Source organism: Streptomyces sp. CB02980, assembly GCF_014451325.2.
In the GTDB taxonomy this organism is placed as follows: Bacteria; Actinomycetota; Actinomycetes; order Streptomycetales; family Streptomycetaceae; genus Streptomyces.
Window position 1 is genome coordinate 84,210 of record NZ_JACSCH020000014.1, and the last position, 22,251, is coordinate 106,460.

The 22,251-nt window shown below is 73.8% G+C and carries 22 protein-coding genes; 15 read left to right on the forward strand and 7 right to left on the reverse strand.

What is annotated here, in order from left to right:
- Window positions 1-100 precede the first annotated feature (100 nt).
- The 3 genes from E0F75_RS26865 (at window position 101) to E0F75_RS26875 (ending at window position 3,210) form a co-directional block, all read left to right on the forward strand.
- Entirely contained in the window at window positions 101-2,272 is a 2,172-nt protein-coding gene (locus tag E0F75_RS26865; protein WP_229313459.1) for a phage holin family protein, read from the forward strand.
- A 418-nt stretch (window positions 2,273-2,690) separates the two neighbouring features.
- Window positions 2,691-2,987 carry a hypothetical protein gene (locus E0F75_RS26870; RefSeq protein WP_229313461.1) on the forward strand — a complete coding sequence of 99 codons (297 nt, stop codon included), beginning with the start codon at window positions 2,691-2,693 and terminating at the stop codon, window positions 2,985-2,987.
- Between the two features lie 58 nt (window positions 2,988-3,045).
- Window positions 3,046-3,210 (forward strand): hypothetical protein, encoded by a 165-nt coding sequence (locus E0F75_RS26875; RefSeq protein WP_229313697.1) that lies wholly within the window; start codon window positions 3,046-3,048, stop codon window positions 3,208-3,210.
- Between the two features lie 292 nt (window positions 3,211-3,502).
- Here the strand turns inward: E0F75_RS26875 and E0F75_RS26880 are convergent, their stop codons facing one another.
- Window positions 3,503-4,714, reverse strand: a complete 1,212-nt coding sequence (locus E0F75_RS26880; protein WP_229313463.1) for a low temperature requirement protein A — start codon at window positions 4,712-4,714, stop codon at window positions 3,503-3,505.
- 373 nt (window positions 4,715-5,087) lie between these two features.
- On the opposite strand from E0F75_RS26880, the gene E0F75_RS26885 reads away from it, so the two are divergent.
- Window positions 5,088-5,510, forward strand: a complete 423-nt coding sequence (locus E0F75_RS26885; protein ID WP_229313465.1) for a hypothetical protein — start codon at window positions 5,088-5,090, stop codon at window positions 5,508-5,510.
- On the opposite strand, the gene E0F75_RS26890 is transcribed toward E0F75_RS26885, so the two are convergent.
- Complete coding sequence (locus E0F75_RS26890; protein ID WP_229313467.1) at window positions 5,500-6,327, reverse strand: helix-turn-helix domain-containing protein; 828 nt, start codon at window positions 6,325-6,327, stop codon at window positions 5,500-5,502. The two genes, E0F75_RS26885 and E0F75_RS26890, sit on opposite strands and share 11 nt — an antisense overlap.
- 91 nt (window positions 6,328-6,418) lie before the next feature.
- Here E0F75_RS26890 and E0F75_RS26895 point away from each other — a divergent pair, with 91 nt between their 5' ends.
- Together E0F75_RS26895 and E0F75_RS26900 are read left to right on the forward strand one after the other, a co-directional pair.
- A complete protein-coding gene (locus E0F75_RS26895) occupies window positions 6,419-6,724 on the forward strand; it encodes a 4a-hydroxytetrahydrobiopterin dehydratase (RefSeq protein WP_229313469.1) in 306 nt (101 codons plus the stop codon).
- Window positions 6,725-6,809: 85 nt separating this feature from the next.
- The gene (locus tag E0F75_RS26900; protein ID WP_229313471.1) at window positions 6,810-7,556 is read left to right on the forward strand and encodes a class I SAM-dependent methyltransferase; all 747 of its coding nucleotides are present in this window, start codon (window positions 6,810-6,812) and stop codon (window positions 7,554-7,556) included.
- Between the two features lie 23 nt (window positions 7,557-7,579).
- Here the strand turns inward: E0F75_RS26900 and E0F75_RS26905 are convergent, their stop codons facing one another.
- Window positions 7,580-8,539 (reverse strand): NmrA family transcriptional regulator, encoded by a 960-nt coding sequence (locus E0F75_RS26905; protein ID WP_229313473.1) that lies wholly within the window; start codon window positions 8,537-8,539, stop codon window positions 7,580-7,582.
- Window positions 8,540-8,634: 95 nt separating this feature from the next.
- On the opposite strand from E0F75_RS26905, the gene E0F75_RS26910 reads away from it, so the two are divergent.
- Together E0F75_RS26910 and E0F75_RS26915 are read left to right on the forward strand one after the other, a co-directional pair.
- The gene (locus E0F75_RS26910; RefSeq protein ID WP_229313475.1) at window positions 8,635-9,567 is read left to right on the forward strand and encodes an AraC family transcriptional regulator; all 933 of its coding nucleotides are present in this window, start codon (window positions 8,635-8,637) and stop codon (window positions 9,565-9,567) included.
- Between the two features lie 219 nt (window positions 9,568-9,786).
- On the forward strand, window positions 9,787-10,752 hold the full coding sequence (locus tag E0F75_RS26915) for a trans-aconitate 2-methyltransferase (RefSeq protein ID WP_229313477.1): 966 nt from the start codon (window positions 9,787-9,789) through the stop codon (window positions 10,750-10,752).
- A 34-nt stretch (window positions 10,753-10,786) separates the two neighbouring features.
- On the opposite strand, the gene E0F75_RS26920 is transcribed toward E0F75_RS26915, so the two are convergent.
- The 4 genes from E0F75_RS26920 to E0F75_RS26935 form a co-directional block, all read right to left on the reverse strand.
- A complete protein-coding gene (locus E0F75_RS26920) occupies window positions 10,787-11,254 on the reverse strand; it encodes an RICIN domain-containing protein (protein ID WP_229313479.1) in 468 nt (155 codons plus the stop codon).
- A gap of 177 nt (window positions 11,255-11,431) precedes the next feature.
- On the reverse strand, window positions 11,432-12,220 hold the full coding sequence (locus E0F75_RS26925) for an aldo/keto reductase (RefSeq protein WP_229313683.1): 789 nt from the start codon (window positions 12,218-12,220) through the stop codon (window positions 11,432-11,434).
- 237 nt (window positions 12,221-12,457) lie between these two features.
- Window positions 12,458-14,281: a long-chain fatty acid--CoA ligase gene (locus E0F75_RS26930; protein ID WP_229313481.1), complete on the reverse strand. Its 1,824-nt coding sequence runs from the start codon at window positions 14,279-14,281 to the stop codon at window positions 12,458-12,460.
- 397 nt (window positions 14,282-14,678) lie between these two features.
- Window positions 14,679-15,536: a LysR family transcriptional regulator gene (locus E0F75_RS26935; protein ID WP_229313483.1), complete on the reverse strand. Its 858-nt coding sequence runs from the start codon at window positions 15,534-15,536 to the stop codon at window positions 14,679-14,681.
- A 145-nt stretch (window positions 15,537-15,681) separates the two neighbouring features.
- On the opposite strand from E0F75_RS26935, the gene E0F75_RS26940 reads away from it, so the two are divergent.
- The 7 genes from E0F75_RS26940 to E0F75_RS26970 all read left to right on the forward strand — a co-directional run bounded on the left by E0F75_RS26940 (window position 15,682) and on the right by E0F75_RS26970 (window position 22,123).
- Window positions 15,682-16,791: a bile acid:sodium symporter family protein gene (locus E0F75_RS26940; protein WP_229313485.1), complete on the forward strand. Its 1,110-nt coding sequence runs from the start codon at window positions 15,682-15,684 to the stop codon at window positions 16,789-16,791.
- A gap of 25 nt (window positions 16,792-16,816) precedes the next feature.
- Complete coding sequence (locus E0F75_RS26945) at window positions 16,817-17,392, forward strand: isochorismatase family protein (protein WP_229313487.1); 576 nt, start codon at window positions 16,817-16,819, stop codon at window positions 17,390-17,392.
- A complete protein-coding gene (locus E0F75_RS26950; RefSeq protein ID WP_030320224.1) occupies window positions 17,389-17,772 on the forward strand; it encodes a hypothetical protein in 384 nt (127 codons plus the stop codon). The genes E0F75_RS26945 and E0F75_RS26950 overlap by 4 nt, the downstream gene beginning before the upstream one ends.
- A 173-nt stretch (window positions 17,773-17,945) precedes the next feature.
- Complete coding sequence (locus tag E0F75_RS26955) at window positions 17,946-18,902, forward strand: beta-ketoacyl-ACP synthase III (RefSeq protein WP_229313489.1); 957 nt, start codon at window positions 17,946-17,948, stop codon at window positions 18,900-18,902.
- A gap of 270 nt (window positions 18,903-19,172) precedes the next feature.
- A complete protein-coding gene (locus E0F75_RS26960; protein ID WP_229313491.1) occupies window positions 19,173-19,733 on the forward strand; it encodes a hypothetical protein in 561 nt (186 codons plus the stop codon).
- 374 nt (window positions 19,734-20,107) lie between these two features.
- The gene (locus E0F75_RS26965; protein WP_229313493.1) at window positions 20,108-20,782 is read left to right on the forward strand and encodes a class F sortase; all 675 of its coding nucleotides are present in this window, start codon (window positions 20,108-20,110) and stop codon (window positions 20,780-20,782) included.
- A gap of 159 nt (window positions 20,783-20,941) precedes the next feature.
- Window positions 20,942-22,123 carry an ROK family transcriptional regulator gene (locus E0F75_RS26970; RefSeq protein ID WP_229313684.1) on the forward strand — a complete coding sequence of 394 codons (1,182 nt, stop codon included), beginning with the start codon at window positions 20,942-20,944 and terminating at the stop codon, window positions 22,121-22,123.
- Window positions 22,124-22,251: the final 128 nt, after the last annotated feature.

The following is a 22,251-nucleotide window of genomic DNA, read 5'->3' on the forward strand; positions in this document are numbered from 1 at the left end:
ACCTGACACACCCGGGCCGATCGCCGTCACCCGTTTTCCCCGCCGACCGTGGGCGTTGTGCCACGCTTGAGGCAGGAAACGGGTGAAAGGTGTAGCGGGCGTGGGTGACGGGCGATGGGGTGGCGCCGAGCGCTGGCGGTCCGCGGGCAGGGCGCTGGGGCGGGTGATCGTGGTGTGGGCGGTGTCGACGCTCACGATGCTGATCCTCGCCGGGCTGCTCCCCGACTTCGAGCTGCAGTCCGCCGACGGCGACACCTTCACGAGGACGGCGCTCACCGCCGCCGCCGCGGCCGGCGCGTTCGGTCTGCTCGGCGCGCTCGTGTGGCCGGTGATCGTGCGGGGCCTGCTGCTCGTCCCCGCGCTCGTGCTCGGTCTGCTCGTGTTCTTCCTCAACGGTTCGATGCTGCTCGTCGCGCTCTGGCTGATCCCCGACGGGCGCGGCGCCGCCAACCCCGAGACCGCCGTCGTGGTCGCCGCCGTCATGTCCGCCGTCGCCTCCGCCACCTCCACCGCCCTCGCCGTCCGCGACGACGATGCCTACCGGCGCCGGCTCTACCGGCTCACCGGCCGCACCCGGCCCCGCGCGTCGGACGGCGCGCCCGAGCAGGTGCCCGGGACGGTCTTCCTCCAGCTCGACGGCGTCGGCCACCACGTCCTGCGCGGCGCCGTGGCCGACGGGCTCATGCCGACCGTGGCGTCCTGGATCGACGCGGGCCACCGGCTCACCCCGTGGCGCACCGACTGGTCGAGCCAGACCGGCGCGAGCCAGCTCGGCATCCTGCACGGCTCCAACGAGGACGTGCCCGCCTTCCGCTGGTACGAGAAGGACACCGGCCGGCTCATGGTGTCGAACCGCCCGGCCAGTGCCGTGGAGCTCCAGCGCCGGGCCGTGCGCCGCACCGGGGACGGCGGCCTGCTCACCGTCGACGGGGCCTCGCGCGGCAACCTGTTCAGCGGCGGCGCCGACCAGCTCGCGCTCGTCCTGTCGATGGCCGCCAGGCGCGGCCCGCGCAACCGCTCGCGCGCCGGCTACTTCGCGTACTTCTCCGACCCGGCCAACGCCGTCCGTACCGCCGGATCGCTGGTCGCCGAGTGCGGCCGCGAGGTGTTCCAGTCGACCCGCGCGCTGCTGCGCCGCGAGACCCCGCGGGTCTCGCGCGGCGGCACGTACCCCTTCGTGCGCGCCTTCGCGACGGTCGTGGAACGGGACGTCGTCGTCTCGGCCGTGATGGGGGACATGCTCGCCGGGCGGACCGCCGTCTACGCCGACCTCGTCGCCTACGACGAGGTGGCCCACCACTCCGGCCCGCACGGCCGGGACACCGACCAGGTCCTGCGCCGCCTCGACCGCTCGATCGCGCTGATCGCCACCGTCGCCGAGCACGCCCCCCGCCCCTACCGGATCGTGCTGCTCTCGGACCACGGGCAGAGTCCCGGCGAGACCTTCGAGGGCGCGTACGGGCTGACGCTCAAGGACCTGGTCAGGGCCGGGTGCGGGCTTCCGCTGCCGCGCCGGGTGCGCAGGGGGCACCCCCGGACGGAGTCCGGGGGAGGTTCGGAGGCGCGGGACGCGGCCAGGGACGCGCTGCGTCTCGCGCTGCACCGGCCGGTGGACGAGACCGGCGAGACCGCGAAGGAGCTGCCCGCCCGGCTCTCCGAGCCGCTCGTCCTCGCCTCCGGAAACCTCGGTCTCATCTCGTTCCCCGACGTGCCGCGCCGGATGACCCGGGAGGAGATCGACCGGCGCCACCCGGCCCTGCTCCGCACCCTCGCCCACCATCCGGGCGTCGGCTTCGTCCTGGTGGCGAGCGCCGAGCACGGCTCGGTGGTGCTCGCCCGCGACGGGGTGGAGGTGCCGGTCGCGAACCTCGACGACGGGGGACCGCTCGCCGTCTTCGGCCGGGGCGCGGCGCGGGCGGTGCGGCGTACGGACGGTTTCCCGCACGTCGCGGACATCATGGTCAACTCGATGTACGACCCGGCGACGGGCACCGTGCACGCCTTCGAGGAGCAGATCGGCTCGCACGGCGGCCTCGGCGGCGAGCAGTCGTATCCCTTCCTCCTCTCGCCGCCGGAGCTGTCGCCACCGGTCGGCGCGGGGGAGGAGCTGGTCGGCGCGGAGCAGGTGCACCGGGTGCTGCGGCGCTGGCTGCGGGAGTGCTCGGGTCCGCAGGTCCCGCTGGAGATCTCGCCGTCCACGGACGGATCGGAATCAACCCTTCCGGTTGACGAGCCGGTTGACGAGCCGATCGCGCAGGACGAGAACCGCTGATGCGGACGTCGCGGGCTCCGGCTACGCGGCCGACCACCAGGGCCTGCTGTTCCTCTGCGGGGGCGTGCTCGCGTACGCGAGCACGCCGGCCCGCAGCCGGCGCGCGGCCGTGGGAGAGGGGACGACCCGGTCGTGACCGGGGTGCTCGCCGCCCGTGCGGTGAACCGGTGAATCACGGTCCCCACCCGTAGGCCGCTCGGGCGGATCTCGGGCCGGACACGCGTGTCGGGACCCCGGCGGGGCAGTACGGATCTCCGTGAGCCCCGCGCCCGAGCCGACCACCGCGCCGCCCGCCACCCCGGCGGGCGAACCGGCGCGCGCGAGGCCGGGGTGCGCGAGGCCGGGGTGCGCGCGTGCGGGGTGCGTACGTGCGGCCTGTCGAGGCCGTTGCCCGGCCCCCGACCGGCGCCTCTGGGCCGTGCTGCTCCTCGTCCTCGCCGCGCTGATCGGCACCGGGGCCGCCGGCACGCTCACCGGCGGGGCCGAACTCCGGCCCGCCGCCGCCTCCCCGGCGTCCGACCCGAGCGGCGAGACCCACGACCCGGCCGGCACCGAGGCCGGACTGCCCGGCCGCTCCCGCCGGCACCGGACGGGCATCCGCCCGGTCCGGCGCCGCCTCCCGTACGGCGCCCGGGACCGACGCCGCACCCCGGCCGACGCCCCCGTCCCCGGCCCGCGCGGCGACGCGCTCCGGTGCGTGGTGATGCGCTGCTGAGAGGCCCACGCCCCTCCGCAGCCCCCGACATCACCCCCGCACCACGAGGAGCTTCGCCATGCCCGTCGACCCGTTCGCCGTTCTCCAGGCCCTGCTGCGCGCCGAGGCCTCCCGGGCCCAGCGCCCCGAACGCCGGGCGCCCGAGCCCGCCGCCCCGGCGGCCGAGCCCGCCACGGACCCGGCACCCGAGCCGCCCGCGTACCGGGACGAACGCCTCCGCTGACCCTCCGTCACGCCCCGACGCGGGCCACGGCGCAATCCGATGTGCGTACCGGCGTCCGGGCGTACGAGGGTGTTCCGATGACCTCGACCGACCGGAACACCAGCCCCGATCGGTCCGCCGGACCCGCGTCCGGCGAGGAGCGGGGGGCGGTGCGGGGATCCGAGGCCACCGCCGGCACCCCTCCTCGCCCGCCCCTCCCGCGCCGCGCCGCCGACCGGCTCCTCGCCTTCGCGCGGCGCCCGTACGGGGACCGCCCGGACCCCACGTACCGCATCCGCCGCCCCTCCCTCTCTCAGGCCGCCTCGACGGCCTCGAACGGCTGCGCCGCCCGGCGCCGGCCGTGCAGCCACACCAGGGCCGCCGCCACCGTGGCGAGGGACACGAGCGCCACCAGGGCCGGGACGAGGGCCACGAGCGGGCCCGCAGCGAGGCAGCACACGCCGCCCAGGGCGAGGGCCGTCGGCCGCCGGCCCGTGGTGCGCAGCACGATCGCGGCCGCGCCCAGCAGATACACGCCGACGCCCCCGGTCAACGACCAGGCGACGACCCCGTGGAGGGGCTCCGCGAGGCCGTAGTGCCCGGTGTCGGCTACCTGTTGGAGGACCTTCTTCATGCCGAGCGCGGTGAGCACGACGCCCGCGACCAGCGGCAGGTGCAGGAACGTGTACACGTCCCGCGCGAACCGGGTGCGGTCGTCGCCGTCGAGACCGGCGAGCCGGTGCTCGGCCGCCTCGCCGAGCTGCCGGAAGTACAGCCGCCACAGCCCGGCCGAGAGCAGCAGCCCGGCCGCCGAGGCGCCGAGCACGGCGAAGGTGAGAGGGAAGCCGGAGACGCCGACGCCCATCGCGACGATGGACTCGCCGAGCGCGATGATCACGATCAGGCCGTGCCGCTCGGAGAAGTGCCCGGGGGAGTTGACCCGCCAGCCGGTCGCGCCGGTGACGAAGATGCCGAGGTAGTCGACGGCCACCGCCCCCAGCCACAGCAGGAGTTGCACCCGGCCGCTGTACGAGCTGCCGATCAGGAGCAGCACCAGCGGCGGGACGACGGACGTCAGGGCCGTACGGCGCAGGGTGGCGCGCAGGACGGGGTCGCCGGGGCTGGAGATCCAGTACGAGGCCAGGTGCAGGACCCGCACCGCGCCGTAACAGAGCACGAACACCAGCGGCACGGACAGCCCGCCCGGCTGGTCCGCGAACACATCCGGGACGGCGAGCGACACGATCAGGACGACGGCCATGACCGTGACGAGGACCCCGAACAGAGCGCCGGAGTCGGCCCGTACGACGTTCCCCAACCAGGCGAAGCAGCACCAGCACCACCACAGCAGCGCGAGCACGACCATCGCGCCGACCATCCGCACCGGCGAGGGCGCGGCCGCCATCAGGGCGGTGACCTGCGTGATCGCGTACACGAACACCAGATCGAAGAAAAGCTCCGCGGGCGTCACCGCGTGATCGTCCCCGGTGGCCACCATGCGGGCCCGTTCCCTGTTCCACGCCATGTGTCTCTCCCCCTCCGGGGAGACCACTCCCGGCCACCCCGGCGCGAACAATACTCACGCCCGGGGCCCGGTGACACACCGTTCCGCAACCGGCAGAACGACACCCGCGCACCCCCGCCCGCACGCATCACCCGTCGTGCAGGGCCGGCGACCCTCGCCGGCCAACAACCTTCACCGGACTGGGGGTTGCCGCGCCCCGACGCAGACGTTCCGAACTGCCAACGACCGGGGGAGGGGGCGCATTACCTCCCACGTAATCGACCCCCGCCGAGCCGCCCGGCATGCTCGGGGACACCGGAACCCGGGCGGCGCACTCCGCTCGGGCTCCGGGTCCACCATCAGCGCGAACGTCCCCCATGGAGGGTGATCCGCCATGTCCCAGGCCCTGCTCGCCGGTCTTGCCCGCACCACCCGTCCGCAGTCCGCGGTGCGCCGGTTCCTCGCCCTCGACGCCGTCGTCACCGGGGCGAACGGGATCGCCTACGCCGTCGCCTCCGGCCCGCTCGGGGAGTTCCTCGGCATCGACGCCGGCCTCCTGCTCGAACTGGGTGTCCTGCTCGCCGTGTACGCCGCCGGCGTCGCCTGGCTCGCGAGCCGCCCGCAGCCCCCGGCGCTCGGCGTGAAGCTCGTCGTCGACATCAACGCGGTCTGGGCCGTCCTCAGCATCGTCGCCCTCGTCGCCTGGCTGGAGCCGACCACCGCCGGCCTGGTGTGGACGCCCCTGCAGGCGGCCACCGTCGGCGGCTTCGCCCTCGCGCAGTGGGCGGCGCTCCGGGCCGTCGCCGCTAGCCGCTGAACGGCGGCAGGGACTGGAGGTACGCGACCGTCGCCGGGTCGGCCGGGAGGAACGTCTCGATGGCCAGCTCGGCGACCGTCACGTCCAGCGGGGTGTTGAACGTCGAGATCGACGACACGAACGACAGCACCCGCCCGTCGTGCTCGATCCGCAACGGCAGCGCGAAGTACGGGTACACCTCCTCAGGACCCGGGGCGCCGGCCCCGTCCCCGTCGTCCGCGCCCGGCGGCGGCGGATACGCCGTCACCTCCGCGTACAGCGCCCGCAACGACTCCGAACGGGCCAGACCGATCTGACGCTCCATCTGGTGCAGCAGATGCCCGCGCCACTCCGGCAGGTTCCTGATCCGGGGCGCGAGCCCCTCCGGGTGCAGGGTGATCCGCATCGCGTTCAGCGGCGGCGTCAGCAGATGCTCCGGCAGCCCGTCCAGCAGCAACCCGATGCCCCGGTTCGCCGCCACCACCGTGTACGAGCCGTCCACCACGAGCGCCGGATACGGCTCGTACCCCTGCAACAGCTGCTCGATGCCCGCCCGCAGCGTCTCCAGGCGCGGGGCGTCGAGCGGCGACTCCGCGTACCGGGGCGCGTACCCGGCGGCCAGCAGCAGCGCGTTCCGCTCGCGGACCGGCACCTCCAGGTGCTCGGCCAGCCTCAGGACCATCTCCTCGCTCGGCCGGGAGCGACCCGTCTCGACGAACGAGATGTGCCGAGCCGAGGAGTCCGCGCGCAGCGCAAGCTCCAGCTGGCTCAGCCGCCGCTGCTCACGCCAGCCGCGCAGCAGCGGTCCCACTCCCGTGTCGTTCACGACCGTTGTCATGGCCAGACGGTATCCCAGAGGGGGACCCGGGTAGTTTCCCCCCGGGACCCCTGTCCGTCACCCGCACCACCCGACCGGAGGGAGCACCGCCGTGCCCACACAGCCGCTGTCGCAGAAGGAGATCGAGGACCGACTGCGGGAGCTCCCCGGCTGGTCCGTCGAGGAAGACCGGCTCACCCGCGAGTACCGGCTCGGCGACCACTTCGCGGCGACCGCGTTCGTCGTCCATGTGGCCAGGATCCAGCAGGAGCTCGACCACCACTCGGATCTGACCCTCGGCTACAACACCGTCGCCCTGTCCGTGAACACCCACTCCGCCGGTGGCGCCGTCACCGAGAAGGACTTCGGGCTCGCCGAGCGGGTGGAGGGGATCGCCCCGGGCCACGGCGCCGCCTGACGTACGGTCACCCGCCACTCGCCCCTTCGTACGGTCACCCGCCTCCCGCCCTTCGTACGGTCACTCCCCTCGTACGATCGTCGGCATGGCGGAGACCCTGCTCGACTACGAGACCGAAGCGGCGCACTACGACCGGACCCGGGGCGGGGTGCCCCGGGCCGGCGCCGCGGCCGAGGCCGTCCTGAGCCTCGTGCCGCCCGGCGCCCGGAGCCTGCTCGACCTGGCCTGCGGCACCGGCCTCGTCACCGAACGGCTCGCCCGGCCGGGACTGCGCGTCTACGGGGCCGACGCCGCCCACGCCATGCTGCGGGTCGCCGACGGACGCGCACCCGGCCGGGTCGTCCGCGCCGACGCCCGGCGACTGCCGCTCTCCGAGGCCTCCCTGGACGCGGTCAGCGCCGTCTGGCTGCTGCACCTCGTCCCCTTCGCCGCGGAGATCGTCGCCGAGGCCGCCCGCGTCCTGCGCCCCGGCGGCGTCCTGGTCGCCACCGTCGACAAGGACGCCGCCCACGACGTCGGCAGCGACATCGACACGATCCTCCGACCGTACCGCTCGGCCGGGGCGGCCTCCGACCGGGCCGACCTCATCACCCGGTACGCCGCCGCCCACGGCCTCGTACCCGCCCCCGGCACCCACTTCACGGGACACGGCCAGGGCGGCAGCCCGCGCGACACCGTACGGAAGCTGCGCGCCGGGTACTTCGCCTCCTGGTTCCCCGGTGACGCGGCGGTCGTCGAGACGCTCGCCACCGCCCTCGACGCACTCCCGGACCAGGACCGTCCCCGTGCCGATCCCCGGTACCGGCTCGCCTGCTTCGTCCGGCAGGACTGAGGCGGCACCCGCGGACCGGGGGCTCAGGCCTCCTCGCCGGCCCAGGTCGCGTCCGCGAACGCGCCGAAGGAGCGCGGCTCGCGGCCCAGCACCCGCTTCACACCGTCCGTCACCGAGGCGTTGTGGCCGTCGAGGAGCGTCGCGAACAGGGCCGCGAGCCATCCGGCCTCCGGGGCCGGAAGCCCGAACCCGGTGAGCATCCCGGCGTACTCGGACCGGGACACGGGCTGGTAGACCACCGGACGCCCCGAGGCGCGCGAGATCTCCGCCGCCACCTCCGCGAAGCCGATCGGACGGGGCCCCGTCAGCTCGTGCACCCGCCCCGCGTGACCCTCCGTCGTCAGGGTCTCGACCACCACGTCCGCGAGGTCGTCCACGTCGATGAACGGCTCCGCCGTGTCACCCGCCGGGAAGACGACCACGCCCTCCGCGACCCCCTCCGCGAGCAGCCCCTCGGAGAAGTTCTGCGCGAAGAACGCGGCCCGTACGACGGTCAGTTCCACTCCGACGGCCGCCGCGCGCAGGGCCTCCTCCGCCACGACCGCCTCCGGCTCCCCGCGCCCGGACAGCACCGTCAGCCGCCGCACGCCGTGCTCCGCGGCCAGCCGGCCGAAGGTCTCCATCGCCTGGACCCCGCCGGGCGCCGCGAGATCCGGGTAGTAGGCCACGTACGCGGCGTCCGCGCCGCGCAGCGCCGGGCCCCAGGTCTCGGGGGCCTCCCAGTCGAAGGGCGTCGAGCCGGAGCGGGACCCGGCGCGCACGGTCACCCCGCGCGCCGTGAGCCGCTCGGCCACGCGGCGCCCGGTCTTGCCGGTGGCGCTCGTCACCAGGACGGTCGCGCTCTCACCGTTCGCGCTCTCACCGTTCGCGCTCTCACCGTTCGCGCTCTCACCGTTCGCGCTCTGCCCGTTCGCGCTCCGCTCGTTCGCGCTCCGCTCGTTCGTGCCCTGCTCGTTCCGCGTGTTGTCCGTCTGCTTCGTCATGGGTCAAGACTCCCGCCCACGGCGCCCGCCGCCCATGCTCCGCCGTCTCACACCCCTATGTCTCCGTCTCACCGTCCCGCCTACCCTGTTGACCCATGGACGCACTCGCCGGACTCCTCGACGGACCCCGCGCCAGGGGCGCCTTCCTGCTCCGCATGGTCATGGAGCCGCCGTGGTCGGTGCGCATCGAGGACGCCGCCCCGATCTGCGTGATGTGCGTGACCGAGGGCGAGGCCTGGGTCGTTCCCGACACCGGCGAGCCCGTGGTGCTGCGGCCCGGGGACATCGCCATCGTCCGGGGCCCCGAGCCGTACACCGTCGCCCACGCCCCCGACGCCCCGCCCAGCGCCGTGATCGGGCCGGACGGCGTCTGCACCACCCTCAGCGGGGAGCCGCTCGCCGACCGCATGCGGCTCGGCGTCCGCACCTGGGGCAACACGCCCGACGGCGGCACCACGGTCCTCGTCGGCACGTACCGGATGGACGGCGAGGTCGGCCGCCGGTTGCTCGACGCCCTGCCGGCGCTGCTCCACCTGCCCGCCGACGCGTGGAACTGCCCCCTCATGCCCTTCCTCGGCGAGGAGATCGCCCGCGACGAACCCGGCCAGACCGTCGTCCTCGACCGGGTCCTCGACCTGCTGCTCATCTCCGGCGTCCGCGCCTGGTTCTCCCGGCCGGGCGCCGAGGCCCCCGCCTGGTACCGGGCCATGGGCGACCCGGTCGTCGGCCGCGCCCTGCGGCTGCTCCAGGACGACCCCGCCCATCCCTGGACCGTCGCCTCGCTCGCCGCGAAGGCGGGCGTGTCGCGGGCCGCGCTCGCCCGCCGCTTCACCGAACTCGTCGGCGAGCCCCCGATGGCGTACCTCACCGACTGGCGGCTCGCCCTCGCCGCCGATCTGCTGCGAGAGAGCGACGCCACCGTCGAGTCCGTCGCCCGGCAGGTCGGCTACAGCGGCGCCTTCGCCCTGAGCGCCGCGTTCAAGCGGGTGAGGGGCGTCAGCCCGCAGGAGCACCGCGCCGGGGCATGACGCGGCGCGGCGCGATGGCGTGGCGCGGCGCGCGGCATGGCGTGGCCCGGGGCATGCCGAGCTACGGCCATGACCCGGCCCGTGGCATGCCGAGCCGCGGGCATGACGAGCCGGACCGTGAGCCGCCGAGTATGACGATACGAGCAACATAGGATCGATTTTCTTGCCGGAACGGCAACACTTCTCGCGCTCGCGGCCGACTCGACGCACGCTGGACCCATGAGCCAGCACACCGCAACGCACCACGGCCACTCGCACGGCGACGGGCACGGCCACCAGCACACTCCCGGAGACCCGCAGACCTCGGGGCACAAGCACAGCCACGGTTCCCACCACGACGGCGCCCCTCTCGACTGGAACGCGATCGCCCCGCTCCTGGAGCGGCAGGCGGAGATCGAGAGCGCCGCCTACGCGGACGCCGCCGCCTGGCTCGGCACGCTCACCCCCGTGCAGGGCGTCCGCCGGGTCCTCGACATCGGCAGCGGTCCCGGTGTCATCACCGGCGTCCTCGCCGAGGCCTTCCCGGCGGCCGGGGCGGTCGCCGTCGACGGCAGCCCCGAACTGCTCGCCCGCGCCCGTGAACGCGCCGGGGAACGCGGCCTCGGCGCCCGGGTCTCCACCCTCCACGCCGAACTCCCGGCAGGCATCGCCGAGCTGGGGAAGGCCGACGTGATCTGGGCGGGCAACTCCCTGCACCACATCGGCGACCAGCGGGCCGCGCTCGTCGAGTTCGCGGGCCTGCTCAACCCCGGCGGCCTGATGGTCCTCGTCGAGGGCGGGCTGCCCGGTCGGCACCTGCCCTGGCACATCGGCTTCGGCCGGCCGGGCCTGGAGGCGCGCCTCGACGCCGCCAACGCGGACCGGTTCGCCGAGATGCGCGCCGAGACCCCCGGGCACAAGGACGAGCCGGACGACTGGCGGGCCCTGCTCGCCGACGCGGGCCTCACCCCCGCCGGCACCCGAACCTTCCTCACCGACGTTCCCGCGCCGGTGTCCCCGGTCGTACGAGAGCTGGCCCTCACCCACTTCGGCCGGGTCCGGGACGGTTTCGGCGAGCGGCTCGACGCGGACGACCGCGCGATGCTCGACCGGCTCCTCGACCCTGCCGACGACATGTCGCTCCACCACCGCACGGACCTGTTCTACCTCGCGGCCCGCACGGTCCACACCGCTCGCAAGGGCTGAGGACCGCCGCGCCCGCAGGCCGTACTCCGGCGGGTCAGGACACCGGTTCCAACCGCCACCACTGGAACGGGGAGTCGGTGTCCTCCCACTGCCGTACGTCGCCGCCGTCCTCCTTCGAGCCGTCGGCGACCTCCAGGAACAGCCCGCTGATGAAGCTCACCAGGGCGACCGTCCCCGGCGACTGGAGGTCCTGCTCGATGATCCACTCCTGCGCGCCGAAGTTGTTCGCCTTCCACTGCTGGATGTTGGCGCCGTTCTCCGTGGAGGCGTTGGCGACGTCGAGCCGCTTGCCGCTGGCCGCGTTGACCAGGTGGTAGAGCCCGCCGCCGTTCGGCACGGAGGTGATGTGCCAGTGCTGTCCCGGCGTGCCGTTCTCGGTGCCCTGCTGCACATTGGCACCGCTGCGGCTCGACCCCTCGTACACCTCGAGGAGCAGCCCGCTGGCCACGTTCCGCACCCGGTAGAGGCCCTCCTCCACGGGCACCGGAGAACCACCACTCACCGAATCGACTCCCTCGCTCGCCGCTCGCCCCACTGCTTCACGGTCCGCCGTCGACTCTATGCCGGGGGTACGACAACGGCGCCGAGGTCCGGGTGGACCTCGGCGCCGTCGTCATCACGCGACCGCCGGCGGGCGACCGGTGTCACGCGACACCCGTCAGGGGCGTCACGCGACCCGTCAGGCGCCGAACTCCGCCGGGTTCGGGCCCAGTCGGCGGTTCTCGTCGAGGGCGGCGATCGCCGCCAGGTCCTCGGCGTCCAGCTCGAAGCCGAAGACGTCGATGTTCTCCCGGATACGGGACGGGGTGACCGACTTCGGGATCACCACGTTCCCCAGCTGGAGGTGCCAGCGCAGCACGACCTGGGCCGGGGTCCGTCCGTGCTTGCGGCCGATCGCCACGATCGCCGGCACGTCCAGGAGCCCCTTGCCCGAGCCGAGCGGCGACCACGCCTCGGTCGCGATGCCGTGCCGGGCGTGCGCCTCGCGCGAGGCCTGCTGGGAGAGCTGCGGGTGGAGCTCGATCTGGTTGACGGCGGGCACGACCGACGTCTCGCCGATCAGCCGCTCCAGGTGCTCGGGGAGGAAGTTCGAGACGCCGATCGCCTTGGCGCGCCCGTCCGCGTAGATCTTCTCGAACGCGCGGTAGGTGTCGACGTACGCGTCCTTCGGGGGGGCCGGCCAGTGGATCAGGTACAGGTCGACGTAGTCGAGGCCCAGCTTGTCGAGCGAGGCGTCGAAGGCCTTCAGCGTCGAGTCGAAGCCCTGCTCGCTGTTCCAGAGCTTGGTGGTGACGAACAGGTCCTCGCGGGCGATCCCGGACGCGGCGACGGCACGGCCCGTGCCCTCCTCGTTGCCGTAGATCGCGGCGGTGTCGATCGAGCGATAGCCGGCCTCCAGGGCCGTCGCCACGGCCGCCGCGGCCTCGTCGTCCGGCACCTGCCAGACACCGAAGCCCAGCTGCGGCATCCGCACGCCGTTGTTCAGGGTGACCGAGGGAACCTTGCTGTCCGTGCTCACGTGGAGGGGATCCTTACGTTGTCGCGGGGCTTGCCTTACTGCTCCCCCTTCAACGATCCGGGGGAGTCTCGCATTCCGCTCACGGTGTCCCGTTGCTTTCCCCGGCCTCGCGTTGCCTTCCCGGGCGTCGCGTTGCCTTCCCGGGCGTCGCGTCGCCTTCCCCGGCGTCGCCTTCCCGGGCACGGCTCAGCCGTACAGCGCCGCGACCTCCGCCGCGTACGCCCGCTCGATCGCCTTCCGCTTCAGCTTCAGGGACGGGGTCAGCAGCCCGTGCTCCTCGCTGAACGGATGCGCCAGGATCCTGAAGGTGCGGATGGACTCGGCCTGCGAGACCAGCGTGTTCGCCGCCACCACCCCCCGCCGGATCTCCGTCTCCAGGGACGGATCGCGTACGAGCTCCGCCGGCGCGAGCGGCGCCCGCCCCTGCATCGCGAGCCAGTGCTCCACCGCCTCCTGGTCGATGGTCACGAGCGCGGCGATGTACGGCCGGTCGTTGCCGACGACGATGCACTGGGCGATCAGCGGATGCGCCCGCACCCGCTCCTCGAGGCCCGTCGGCGCGACGCTCTTGCCGCCCGAGGTCACCAGGATCTCCTTCTTGCGCCCGGTGATCGTCAGATAGCCCTCCTCGTCGAGGGAGCCGAGGTCCCCGGTGGCCAGCCAGCCGTCGTTGAGGACGGCGGCGGTCGCCTCGGGGGCGTTGAGATAGCCGGAGAAGACCTGGCCGCCGTGCAGCCACACCTCGCCGTCCTCCGCGATGTGCACCGTCGTCCCCGGGACCGGCTGCCCCACCGTGCCGTACCGCGTCCGCTCCGGCGGGTTCGCGGTCGCGGCCGCCGAGGACTCCGTCAGGCCGTACCCCTCGAAGACCGTGACCCCCGCACCCGCGAAGAACAGCCCCTGCCGGCGGTTCATCGCGGAACCGCCCGACATCGCGTGCCGGAGCCGTCCGCCGAGGGCCGCGCGGACCTTCGCGTACACCGTCCTCTCGAAGAACTGGTGCTGCACACGCAGCGCCGCCGAGGGCCCCGGGCCGGTACCGAAGGCCTTGTGCTCCAGTGCCTCCGCGTACGCGACCGCCACCTCCACGGCCTTGTCGAACGGGCCCGTCTTCCCCTCCCGCTCCGCCTTGCGCCGAGCCGCGTTGAAGACCTTCTCGAAGACGTACGGAACGGCCAGGACGAAACTCGGCCGGAAGGCGGCGAGGTCCGGGATCAGCTCCGCCGCCGCCATCACCGGCTGGTGCCCCAGCTTCACCCCGGTCCGGACCGCCGCCACCTCCACCATCCGCCCGAAGACGTGCGCGAGCGGCAGGAACAGCAGCGTCGACGCCTCCTCGCCCGGCCGGGAACGGAACACCGACTCCCAGCGGCCCACCAGCATGTCCGTCTCGAACATGAAGTTGGAATGGGTGATCACACAGCCCTTGGGGCGGCCGGTCGTCCCCGACGTGTAGATGACCGTCGCCACCGTCTCCGGGGTCACCGCCCGCCGGTGCCGGTGCACGACGTCCTCGTCGATGTCCGCCCCGGCGGCCGTCAGCTCGGCCACCGCGCCCGCGTCCAGCTGCCACAGGCGCTGGAGCCGGGGCAACCGGTCGATCACCGAGCCGATCGTCATCGCGTGGTCCTCGTGCTCCACCACGCAGGCCGTGACCTCGGAGTCGTGCAGCATCCAGAAGACCTGCTCGGCGGAGGACGTCGGATAGATCGGCACGGGCTGCGCGCCGAGCGTCCACAGCGCGAAGTCGAAGAGCGTCCACTCGTAGCGGGTGCGGGCCATGACGGCGACCCGGTCGCCGAACCGCACACCCTCCGCGATCAGCCCCTTCGCCAGGCCGAGGACCTCGTCCCGGAACCGCGCGGCCGTCACGTCCCGCCACTCGCCGTCCGGACCCTTCCGGCCGAACGTGATCCGGTCCGGCTCCGTCAGGGCACGCTCGAACACGGCGTCCGCCAGACCGCCGACCTGAGGCGCCGCCTCGACGGGCGGCACGGTGAACTCGCGCACTGACCTGCTCCTCGACGGCTCGATGGCTGGAAAAGCTCGTTGTAGCGCTCCGTACAGCGCGGGTGACGGTACCCCACCCGACTGCCCGGCGGGAGGGCCTTCACCAAGCCGGGACATTCCGTGTTCGCACAGGTCAGGCTGGGTGGCAGAGTCAAGTCTCGGGTGCTGCGGGGGCGTTACCGACCGCTCGGTACGTCCACCGGGCGGGAATCTCCACGGAATCTGTACGGGCCGCTCACGGACCGCCACCCGCCGAGGCACCGCACCTGCACGCGCGAGGCCGGCCGGGCGGGGCCCGCACGCGCCCGGTCGCCCCGCGGCAGCGCCGACGCGCGCAGGGCCCGCTCCCGTGCCCGCGAGGCCGGACCGGGCGGGCACAGGGCCGCTCAGGACCCGGTCAGCCCGGCCGGTGCAGCCGGTCGCCGCCCGCCAGGATCGCCTCCGCCAGCGCGTCCGCAGCCTCCTGCACCGCCCCGCCCCGGCGCCCCGCACGCAGCACGAAGCCGACGTCGCCGAGCTCCGGAAGCCCCGCCACCGGCACCAGACCCGTCGGCACCAGACCCCGCGTGTGCGCCATCACGCCCAGCCCCGCACGGGCCGCCGCCACGTTCGCGCTCAGGCTGGAACTCGTACAGGCGATCCGCCACGCCCGGCCCTGCGCCTCCAGCACCTCAAGGGCCCGCGCCCGGGTGATCCCCGGCGGCGGGTACAGGATGAGCGGGACCGGACGGTCGGGATCCAGCCGAAGCCCCGGCGCCCCGATCCAGATCAGGGCGTCCTCCCACACGAGCCGCCCCTCGCTCTCCCCACCGCGCCGCTTGGCCAGGATCAGATCCAGCCGGCCCGCGGCGAGCCGCGCCTGGAGCGTGCCGGACAGCTCGACCGTCAGCTCCAGGTCGACCTCCGGGTGGTCCCGCCGGAACGACTCCAGGATCTCCGGCAGCCGGGTCGTCACGAAGTCCTCCGACGCCCCGAAACGCAGCCGCCCGCGCAGCCGCGTCCCGCCGAAGTACGCCGCCGCCCGCTCGTGCGCCTGGAGGATCGTCCGCGCGAAACCGAGCATCGCCTCCCCGTCCTCGGTCAGCGCCACCCGATGGGTGTCCCGGGTGAACAGCGGCCGGCCCGTCGCCTCCTCCAGGCGCCGCACATGCTGGCTGACGGTCGACTGCCGCAGCCCGAGACGGTCCGCGGCCCGGGTGAAGCTCAGCGTCTGGGCCACGGCGAGGAAGGTGCGGAGATGGGTGGGCTCGTACACAGGACGACCGTAACGCCTGTGGGCCGTGATCATCGCGAAACGCGATGACAGTAAGTGCCCTGTACGGGATTCCCGATCACCGAGCCCTGGGCCAGGATGGAAAGGCGCGAGACACCCCCTCGCCAAGCACAGAGCAGTGGAGCCCATGACCGCCCGTACGCCCGCCCCCACCCCGCGCCGCAGCCGCCCCGGCACACCGCGCCGCACGCTCCGGCTGCCGTCCTGGCTGCCCGTCGACGGGTACATCCTGGCGCTGCTCGGCACGGTCGGCCTCGCCGCGCTCCTCCCCGCGTCCGGCGGCGCCGCCCACGTCGCGGAAGGCGCGACCACCGGAGCCGTGGCCCTCCTCTTCTTCCTCTACGGGGCCCGGCTCTCCACCCGCGAGGCCCTCGACGGCCTCAAGCACTGGCGGCTCCACCTCACCGTCCTCGGCAGCACCTTCCTGCTCTTCCCGCTCCTCGGACTCGCCGCCCGCGGCCTCGTCCCCAGCGTGCTCACCCCCCAGCTCTACAGCGGCCTCCTCTTCCTCTGCCTCGTGCCGTCCACCATCCAGTCCTCCATCGCCTTCACATCGATCGCCCGCGGCAACGTCCCCGCCGCGATCTGCGCGGGCTCCTTCTCCTCCCTCGCCGGCATCGTCCTCACCCCGCTGCTCGCGGCACTGCTCCTCGGCAACAGCGCGGGCGGCCTCTCCGCCGACGCGCTCATGAAGATCGTGCTCCAGCTCCTCGTACCGTTCCTCGCCGGACAATTCCTGCGCCGCTGGGTCGGCGGCTTCCTGGTCCGCCACAAGAAGGTGCTCGGACACGTCGACCGGGGCTCGATACTCCTCGTCGTCTACACCGCCTTCAGCCAGGGCATGGTCGCCGGCATCTGGCACCTGGTGACCCCGGCCCGGCTCGGCCTGCTGCTCGCCGTCGAGGCCGTCCTGCTCACGGCGATGCTGGCCCTGACCTGGTACGGGGCCGGGCGCCTCGGCTTCGGCCGGGCGGACCGCATCGCGATCCAGTTCGCCGGTTCGAAGAAGAGCCTGGCGGCGGGACTGCCGATGGCGAGCGTCCTCTTCGGCCCCCAGGCCGCGCTTGCCGTCCTCCCGCTGATGCTCTTCCACCAGATGCAGCTGATGGTGTGCGCGGTGATCGCCAAGCGCCGCGCCCGTGACGCGGAGGGGGATCCCGAGACGGAGGGGACCGCGGTGGCTCCCTCCGTGGCTCCCTCCGTAGGCCGGATCACACCCACGACCACCCCAGGGTGATCATCGCGACCGCTACGGTTCTCCCATGCCCGCACTCGATTCCGGCCGCACCGCGCTCGTCCTCGTCGACCTCATGGAACGCATCGTCGCGCTGCCCCTCGCGCCCCGCCCCGGCACCGACGTCCTCGCGGCCGCCGCCCGGCTCGCCGACACCTTCCGGGCCGCCGACGCGCCCGTCGTCCACATCCGGGTCGAACGGCCGAACGTCGAAGCCCAGCCGCCCGGCAGCGAACTCGTCGCCGACCTCGTCCGGGACGGCGAGCCCGTCGTCGTCAAGCGCACCATCGGCGGCTTCCAGGACACCGGACTCCACGAACTCCTCACCGGGTTCGGCGCCACCACCCTGGTCCTCGGCGGCATCGCCACCAACCTCGGTGTCGAGTCCACCGCCCGCGCGGCCGGCGACCTCGGTTACGACCTGGTGTTCGCCGAGGACGCCATGAGCGCGCTCACCGCCGACGAACACCGCGCCTCCGTCGACCTCGACTTCCCGCGCCTCGGCACGGTCGCCCCCGTCGCCGAGATCACCCTGGAAGCCCCCGCCTCCGCGACAACCCCGGACGGCCGCGCCTCCGCGACCGCCCCGGACGGCCGCGCGTGACCCCGGTCCCGATACGTTACGGGGCCCGCCCCTGCTCCCTCGTCGTCTGCCGCGGCTGCTGCTGCGGCGACGCCCGCAAGAACCCCGGCACCGACCACGCCGGACAGCTCGCCCGCCTCCGCGAGGCCGCCGCGGCCTCCGGCGGCCGGCTCGCCGTCCGTACGAGCGACTGCCTCGGCCCCTGCGCCCAGGCCAACATCGTCGTCGTCCAGCCCTCCACCGAGGGCCGGCGGCGCGGCGGCCGGGCCGCCTGGGTCGCCTTCACCCTCGACCAGGACTCCCTCGACGACATCCTCGCCTGGACGGCCGCGGGCGGCCCCGGCATCGCCCCGCCCCCGGCCACTCTCGCCCTGCAGATGATCGACCCGCCGAAGAACTGACCCCGCCCACGGCCCCGCGCGATGCCGTGGGGCCCGTGGGGCGCCCGGGTCCTTGTCACGGTCGGCCAAGGGGTACGGGTGAATCTTGGTGGTTTACGTTACCTGTTACCCATGAGTCGCTGGCAAGACTGGGGAATCCTGCCGGACGATCGAACCACCGAGGGGGTCCCGGGATGACGGGCACTCGCATTGCCGCGCTCGGGCACTACCAGCCCGCCAAGGTGCTCACCAACCATGACCTCGCGGAGTTGGTCGACACCGACGACGCGTGGATCACCAGCCGGGTCGGTATCCGCACCCGGCACATCGGGGGGCCCGACGAACCCGTCGACGAGCTCGCCGCGCACGCGGCGGGCAAGGCCCTGGCCACCGCCGGACTCACCCCCGACGACATCGACCTCGTCCTCGTCGCGACCTCCACGGCCATCGACCGCTCGCCCAACACGGCCGCCCGCGTCGCCGCCCGCCTCGGCATGACCTCGCCGGCCACCATGGACCTCAACGTGGTCTGCGCCGGGTTCACCCACGCCCTGGCCACCGCCGACCACGCCGTACGGGCCGGTGGGTCCCGACGCGCGCTGGTGATCGGCGCCGACAAGATGAGCGACGTGGCCGACTGGACCGACCGCACCACCTGCGTCCTCGTCGGCGACGGCGCGGGCGCCGCGATCGTCGAGGCCGTGGACGACGAGGCGCCGGGGGCCGTGCGCGGCATCGGCCCGGTCCTGTGGGGCTCGGTCCCGGAGATGGGCCACGCCGTCCGGATCGAGGGCACCCCGCCCCGCTTCGCGCAGGAGGGCCAGAGCGTCTACCGCTGGGCCACCCAGCAGCTGCCCGCCCTCGCCCGGCAGGCCTGCGAGCGGTCCGGCATCGGCCCCGAGGAGCTCGCGGGCGTCGTCCTGCACCAGGCCAACCTGCGGATCATCGAACCGCTCGCCGCGAAGATCGGCGCCGTCAACGCGATCGTCGCCCGCGATGTCGTCGACTCCGGCAACACCTCGGCCGCCTCCATCCCGCTGGCCCTCGCCAAGCTCGTCGAACGCGGCGAACTCGCCTCCGGCGCCCCGGTCCTCCTCTTCGGCTTCGGCGGCAACCTGTCGTACGCGGGCCAGGTCGTCCGGGTGCCGTAGTGCCGTAGTGCCGTAGTGCCGTAGTGCCGTAGTGCCGTAGCACGGCACGTCCGGGTCCGGGTCCGCGTCCGGGTGCCGCAGCACGGTACGTTCCGGTCCGCACCCCGGGTACCGCAGGACGGCGCTCAGGTCCGTCCGCCGTGCCCCGTTCGGCGGAGCCCGGTGGCGGCGCGCCGGTGACGGACCTAGCTTCGATCGCGGTGAGGGTCGTCGTATTCCGGGCACGGAATCGCTCCGTGACGGATCCCTCCCGTGATCTGGAGGACCGTCATGCGCGCGATACGTGCCGCTTCCGCCGCCCTGCTGAGCGCCGCCGCCGTGGTGCTCACGGTCGCGCCGGTCGCCCTGGCGGGCGAGGACGACAACAACACCACGTCGTTCGGCTTCTCCGTCAGCCCCGCGACCGTCGCCCCCGGCGGCACCGTGACGCTGAAGTCCGACGGCTGCGAAGTGCCGTCGGTGACCGTCACCTCCGGGGTGTTCGACACCGTGACCCTCAACGAGGGCCGATCGGGCAACGCCACCGTGGACGTCGACGCCAAGACCGGCGCCCAGTACGAGATCACCTTCGACTGCAAGGGCGAGCGCGGCACCACCACCCTCAGCATCGCCCAGGGCACCACCGGCGGGAACACCACCGGGCACGACGAGAGCCCGCCGCCCGCAGCGCACAAGGGCGTGAAGGCCGGCTACGGCACCGCCGCCACCTCCGGCGCGGACACCGACGGCCTCGGCGTCGCCGAGGTGGTCACGGGTGTGCTGCTCATCGTCGGGGCGCTCGGCGCCGCCGTCGTCCTGACCCGCCGCCGTGCCACCGACGGCCGCGCCTGACGGCCGGGACCAGGGCCTGAAACGGCCCCTCCGCCCCGGTGTGACGAGATCCGGGACGGAGGGGCGCCACAACCGGCGGCCGCCCGTGCGCGGGCGCCGGCGGGCACGCGATCAAGGACGCGAGCGGCGGGCGGGACGACGCGTGAAGTCGGCGCGAAGTCGACGCGGACGGTGTGCGGTCGGCGCGCTCACGGCGCGAGGAGGAGGGCGGGCGTGGGGCGGTCGGACGTGACGGGACGGACACGAAGAGACGGTCGGACGCGCCGGGACGGTCGGACGCGCCGGGACGGTCGGGCGTGCCGGGACGGTCGGGCACCGCGACACGTCGGACGGACCTCGCGACGGGACGGCCGGGCGTGACGGGACGGCCGGGCGTGACGGGACGGTCGGGTGGCGCGGCGCGGGCCGACGGTGTGGGGCGGCACGGCGCGTGGGGGCTCGTCGCCGTCGTCCTCCTCGTCGGCGTCCACCTCGTGCGCGGCGGTACGGACGAGATCCGGGCCGACGGCCCCCCTCAGCCGCTCTCCGCCGCCGCAGCCGACGGCGCCCGCGCCGAAGCCGCGCTCGTCCCCACCTCCGTACCCGATCCGCTGCCCCCTTCGACCCCGCTCCGGGTCCGCGTCCCGGCCGTCCGGATAGACGCGCCGATCACCAAGGTCGGGCTCGACGCCGACGGCTGGATCGAGGCCCCGCCGCCCGAGGAGAACAGGCTCGCGGGCTGGTTCACCGGCGCGGTCACTCCAGGCGAGCGAGGCACCGCCGTCGTCGTCGGGCATGTCGACGTCCCCGGCGGCCGGGCCGTCTTCTACGACCTCGGCGCCCTCCGCAAGGGACACCGCGTGGAGATCGCCCGCCGCGACGGCCGGACCGCCGTCTTCGCCACGTACGGAGTCGAGGTCGTCCCCAAGGAGGGCTTCCCCGCCGAGCGGGTCTACGGCGACGCCGGCGTGCCCGAGCTGCGCCTGATCACCTGCGGCGGCACGTTCACCGAGGAGAACGGCTACGCGGGCAACGTGGTGGTCTCGGCCCGCCTGGTCGAGGTCCGCTGACCCTTCTCCCGCCCCCGACCCCGCCTTTGTCCCCAACCGGGAAAAAGTCGGGGCGGATTCATGCGCAACTTCTTCCCACTCCGGTACGCCGCTGCTACGTTCCCCTCGAAAGCACGAAGACGAGCGGGTACGTACGAGAGGGAGGGGCGCGTGAGACGCATGACGGCACGACCTGCCAACCGGCATCAGGCGCGACTCCTCAGGCTGTTGCGTGACGGAGGACCCAACTCCCGTGCACAGCTGGGAGATCAGATCGATCTCTCCCGCTCCAAGCTCGCCGTCGAGGTCGACCGGCTCCTGGAGACCGGTCTCGTCGTCGCCGACGGTTTCGCCGCCTCCCGGGGCGGCCGTCGCTCGCACAACATCCGGCTCGCGCCCGAACTCCGCTTCCTCGGCATCGACATCGGCGCCACCTCCATCGATGTCGCCGTCACCAACGCCGAGTTGGAGGTGCTCGGGCACCTCAACCACCCCATGGACGTCCGCGAGGGCCCCGTCGCCGTCTTCGAACAGGCCCTGTCGATGGCGGCGAAGCTCCGTTCCACCGGGCTCGCGGAGGGCTTCGACGGCGCCGGCATCGGCGTCCCCGGCCCCGTCCGCTTCCCCGAGGGAGTCCCCGTCGCACCGCCGATCATGCCCGGCTGGGACGGCTTCCCCGTACGGGAGGCACTCAGCCAGGAGCTCGGCTGCCCCGTCATGGTCGACAACGACGTGAACCTCATGGCCATGGGGGAGCAGCACGCCGGCGTCGCCCGCTCGGTCGGCGACTTCCTCTGCGTCAAGATCGGCACCGGTATCGGCTGCGGCATCGTCGTCGGCGGAGAGGTCTACCGCGGTACGACGGGCAGCGCGGGCGACATCGGACACATCCAGGTCGAACCCGACGGCCGCCCCTGCGCCTGCGGCAACAACGGCTGCCTGGAGGCCCACTTCAGCGGCGCCGCCCTGGCCCGCGACGCCGAGGACGCGGCGCGCGGCGGCAGGTCGGAGGAGCTGGCCGACCGGCTCGCGGCGGCCGGCCGGCTCACCGCCGTCGACGTCGCGGCGGCCGCCGCCGCCGGAGACGCCACCTCACTCGCCCTCATCCGTGAGGGCGGAAACCGGGTCGGGCAGGTCATCGCCGGACTCGTCAGCTTCTTCAACCCCGGTCTGGTGGTGATCGGAGGCGGTGTCACCGGCCTCGGTCACAACCTCCTCGCCAGCGTCCGCACCCAGGTCTACCGGCAGTCCCTGCCCCTGGCCACCGGCAACCTGCCCATCGTCCTGGGCGAACTGGGTCAGACGGCCGGCGTCACAGGCGCGGCCCGCCTCATCAGCGACCACCTCTTCTCCCCGGCGTAACGGGGTTCGTGGGCATACGTTCTGCAAGGGCGGAACGGGTGGGCACCAACCCCCACCGGCCCGCACCCGCCGCCCGCCCCGCACCCGCCGCCCGCCCCGCACCCGCACGAGCCCCGGCGCACCCGCAC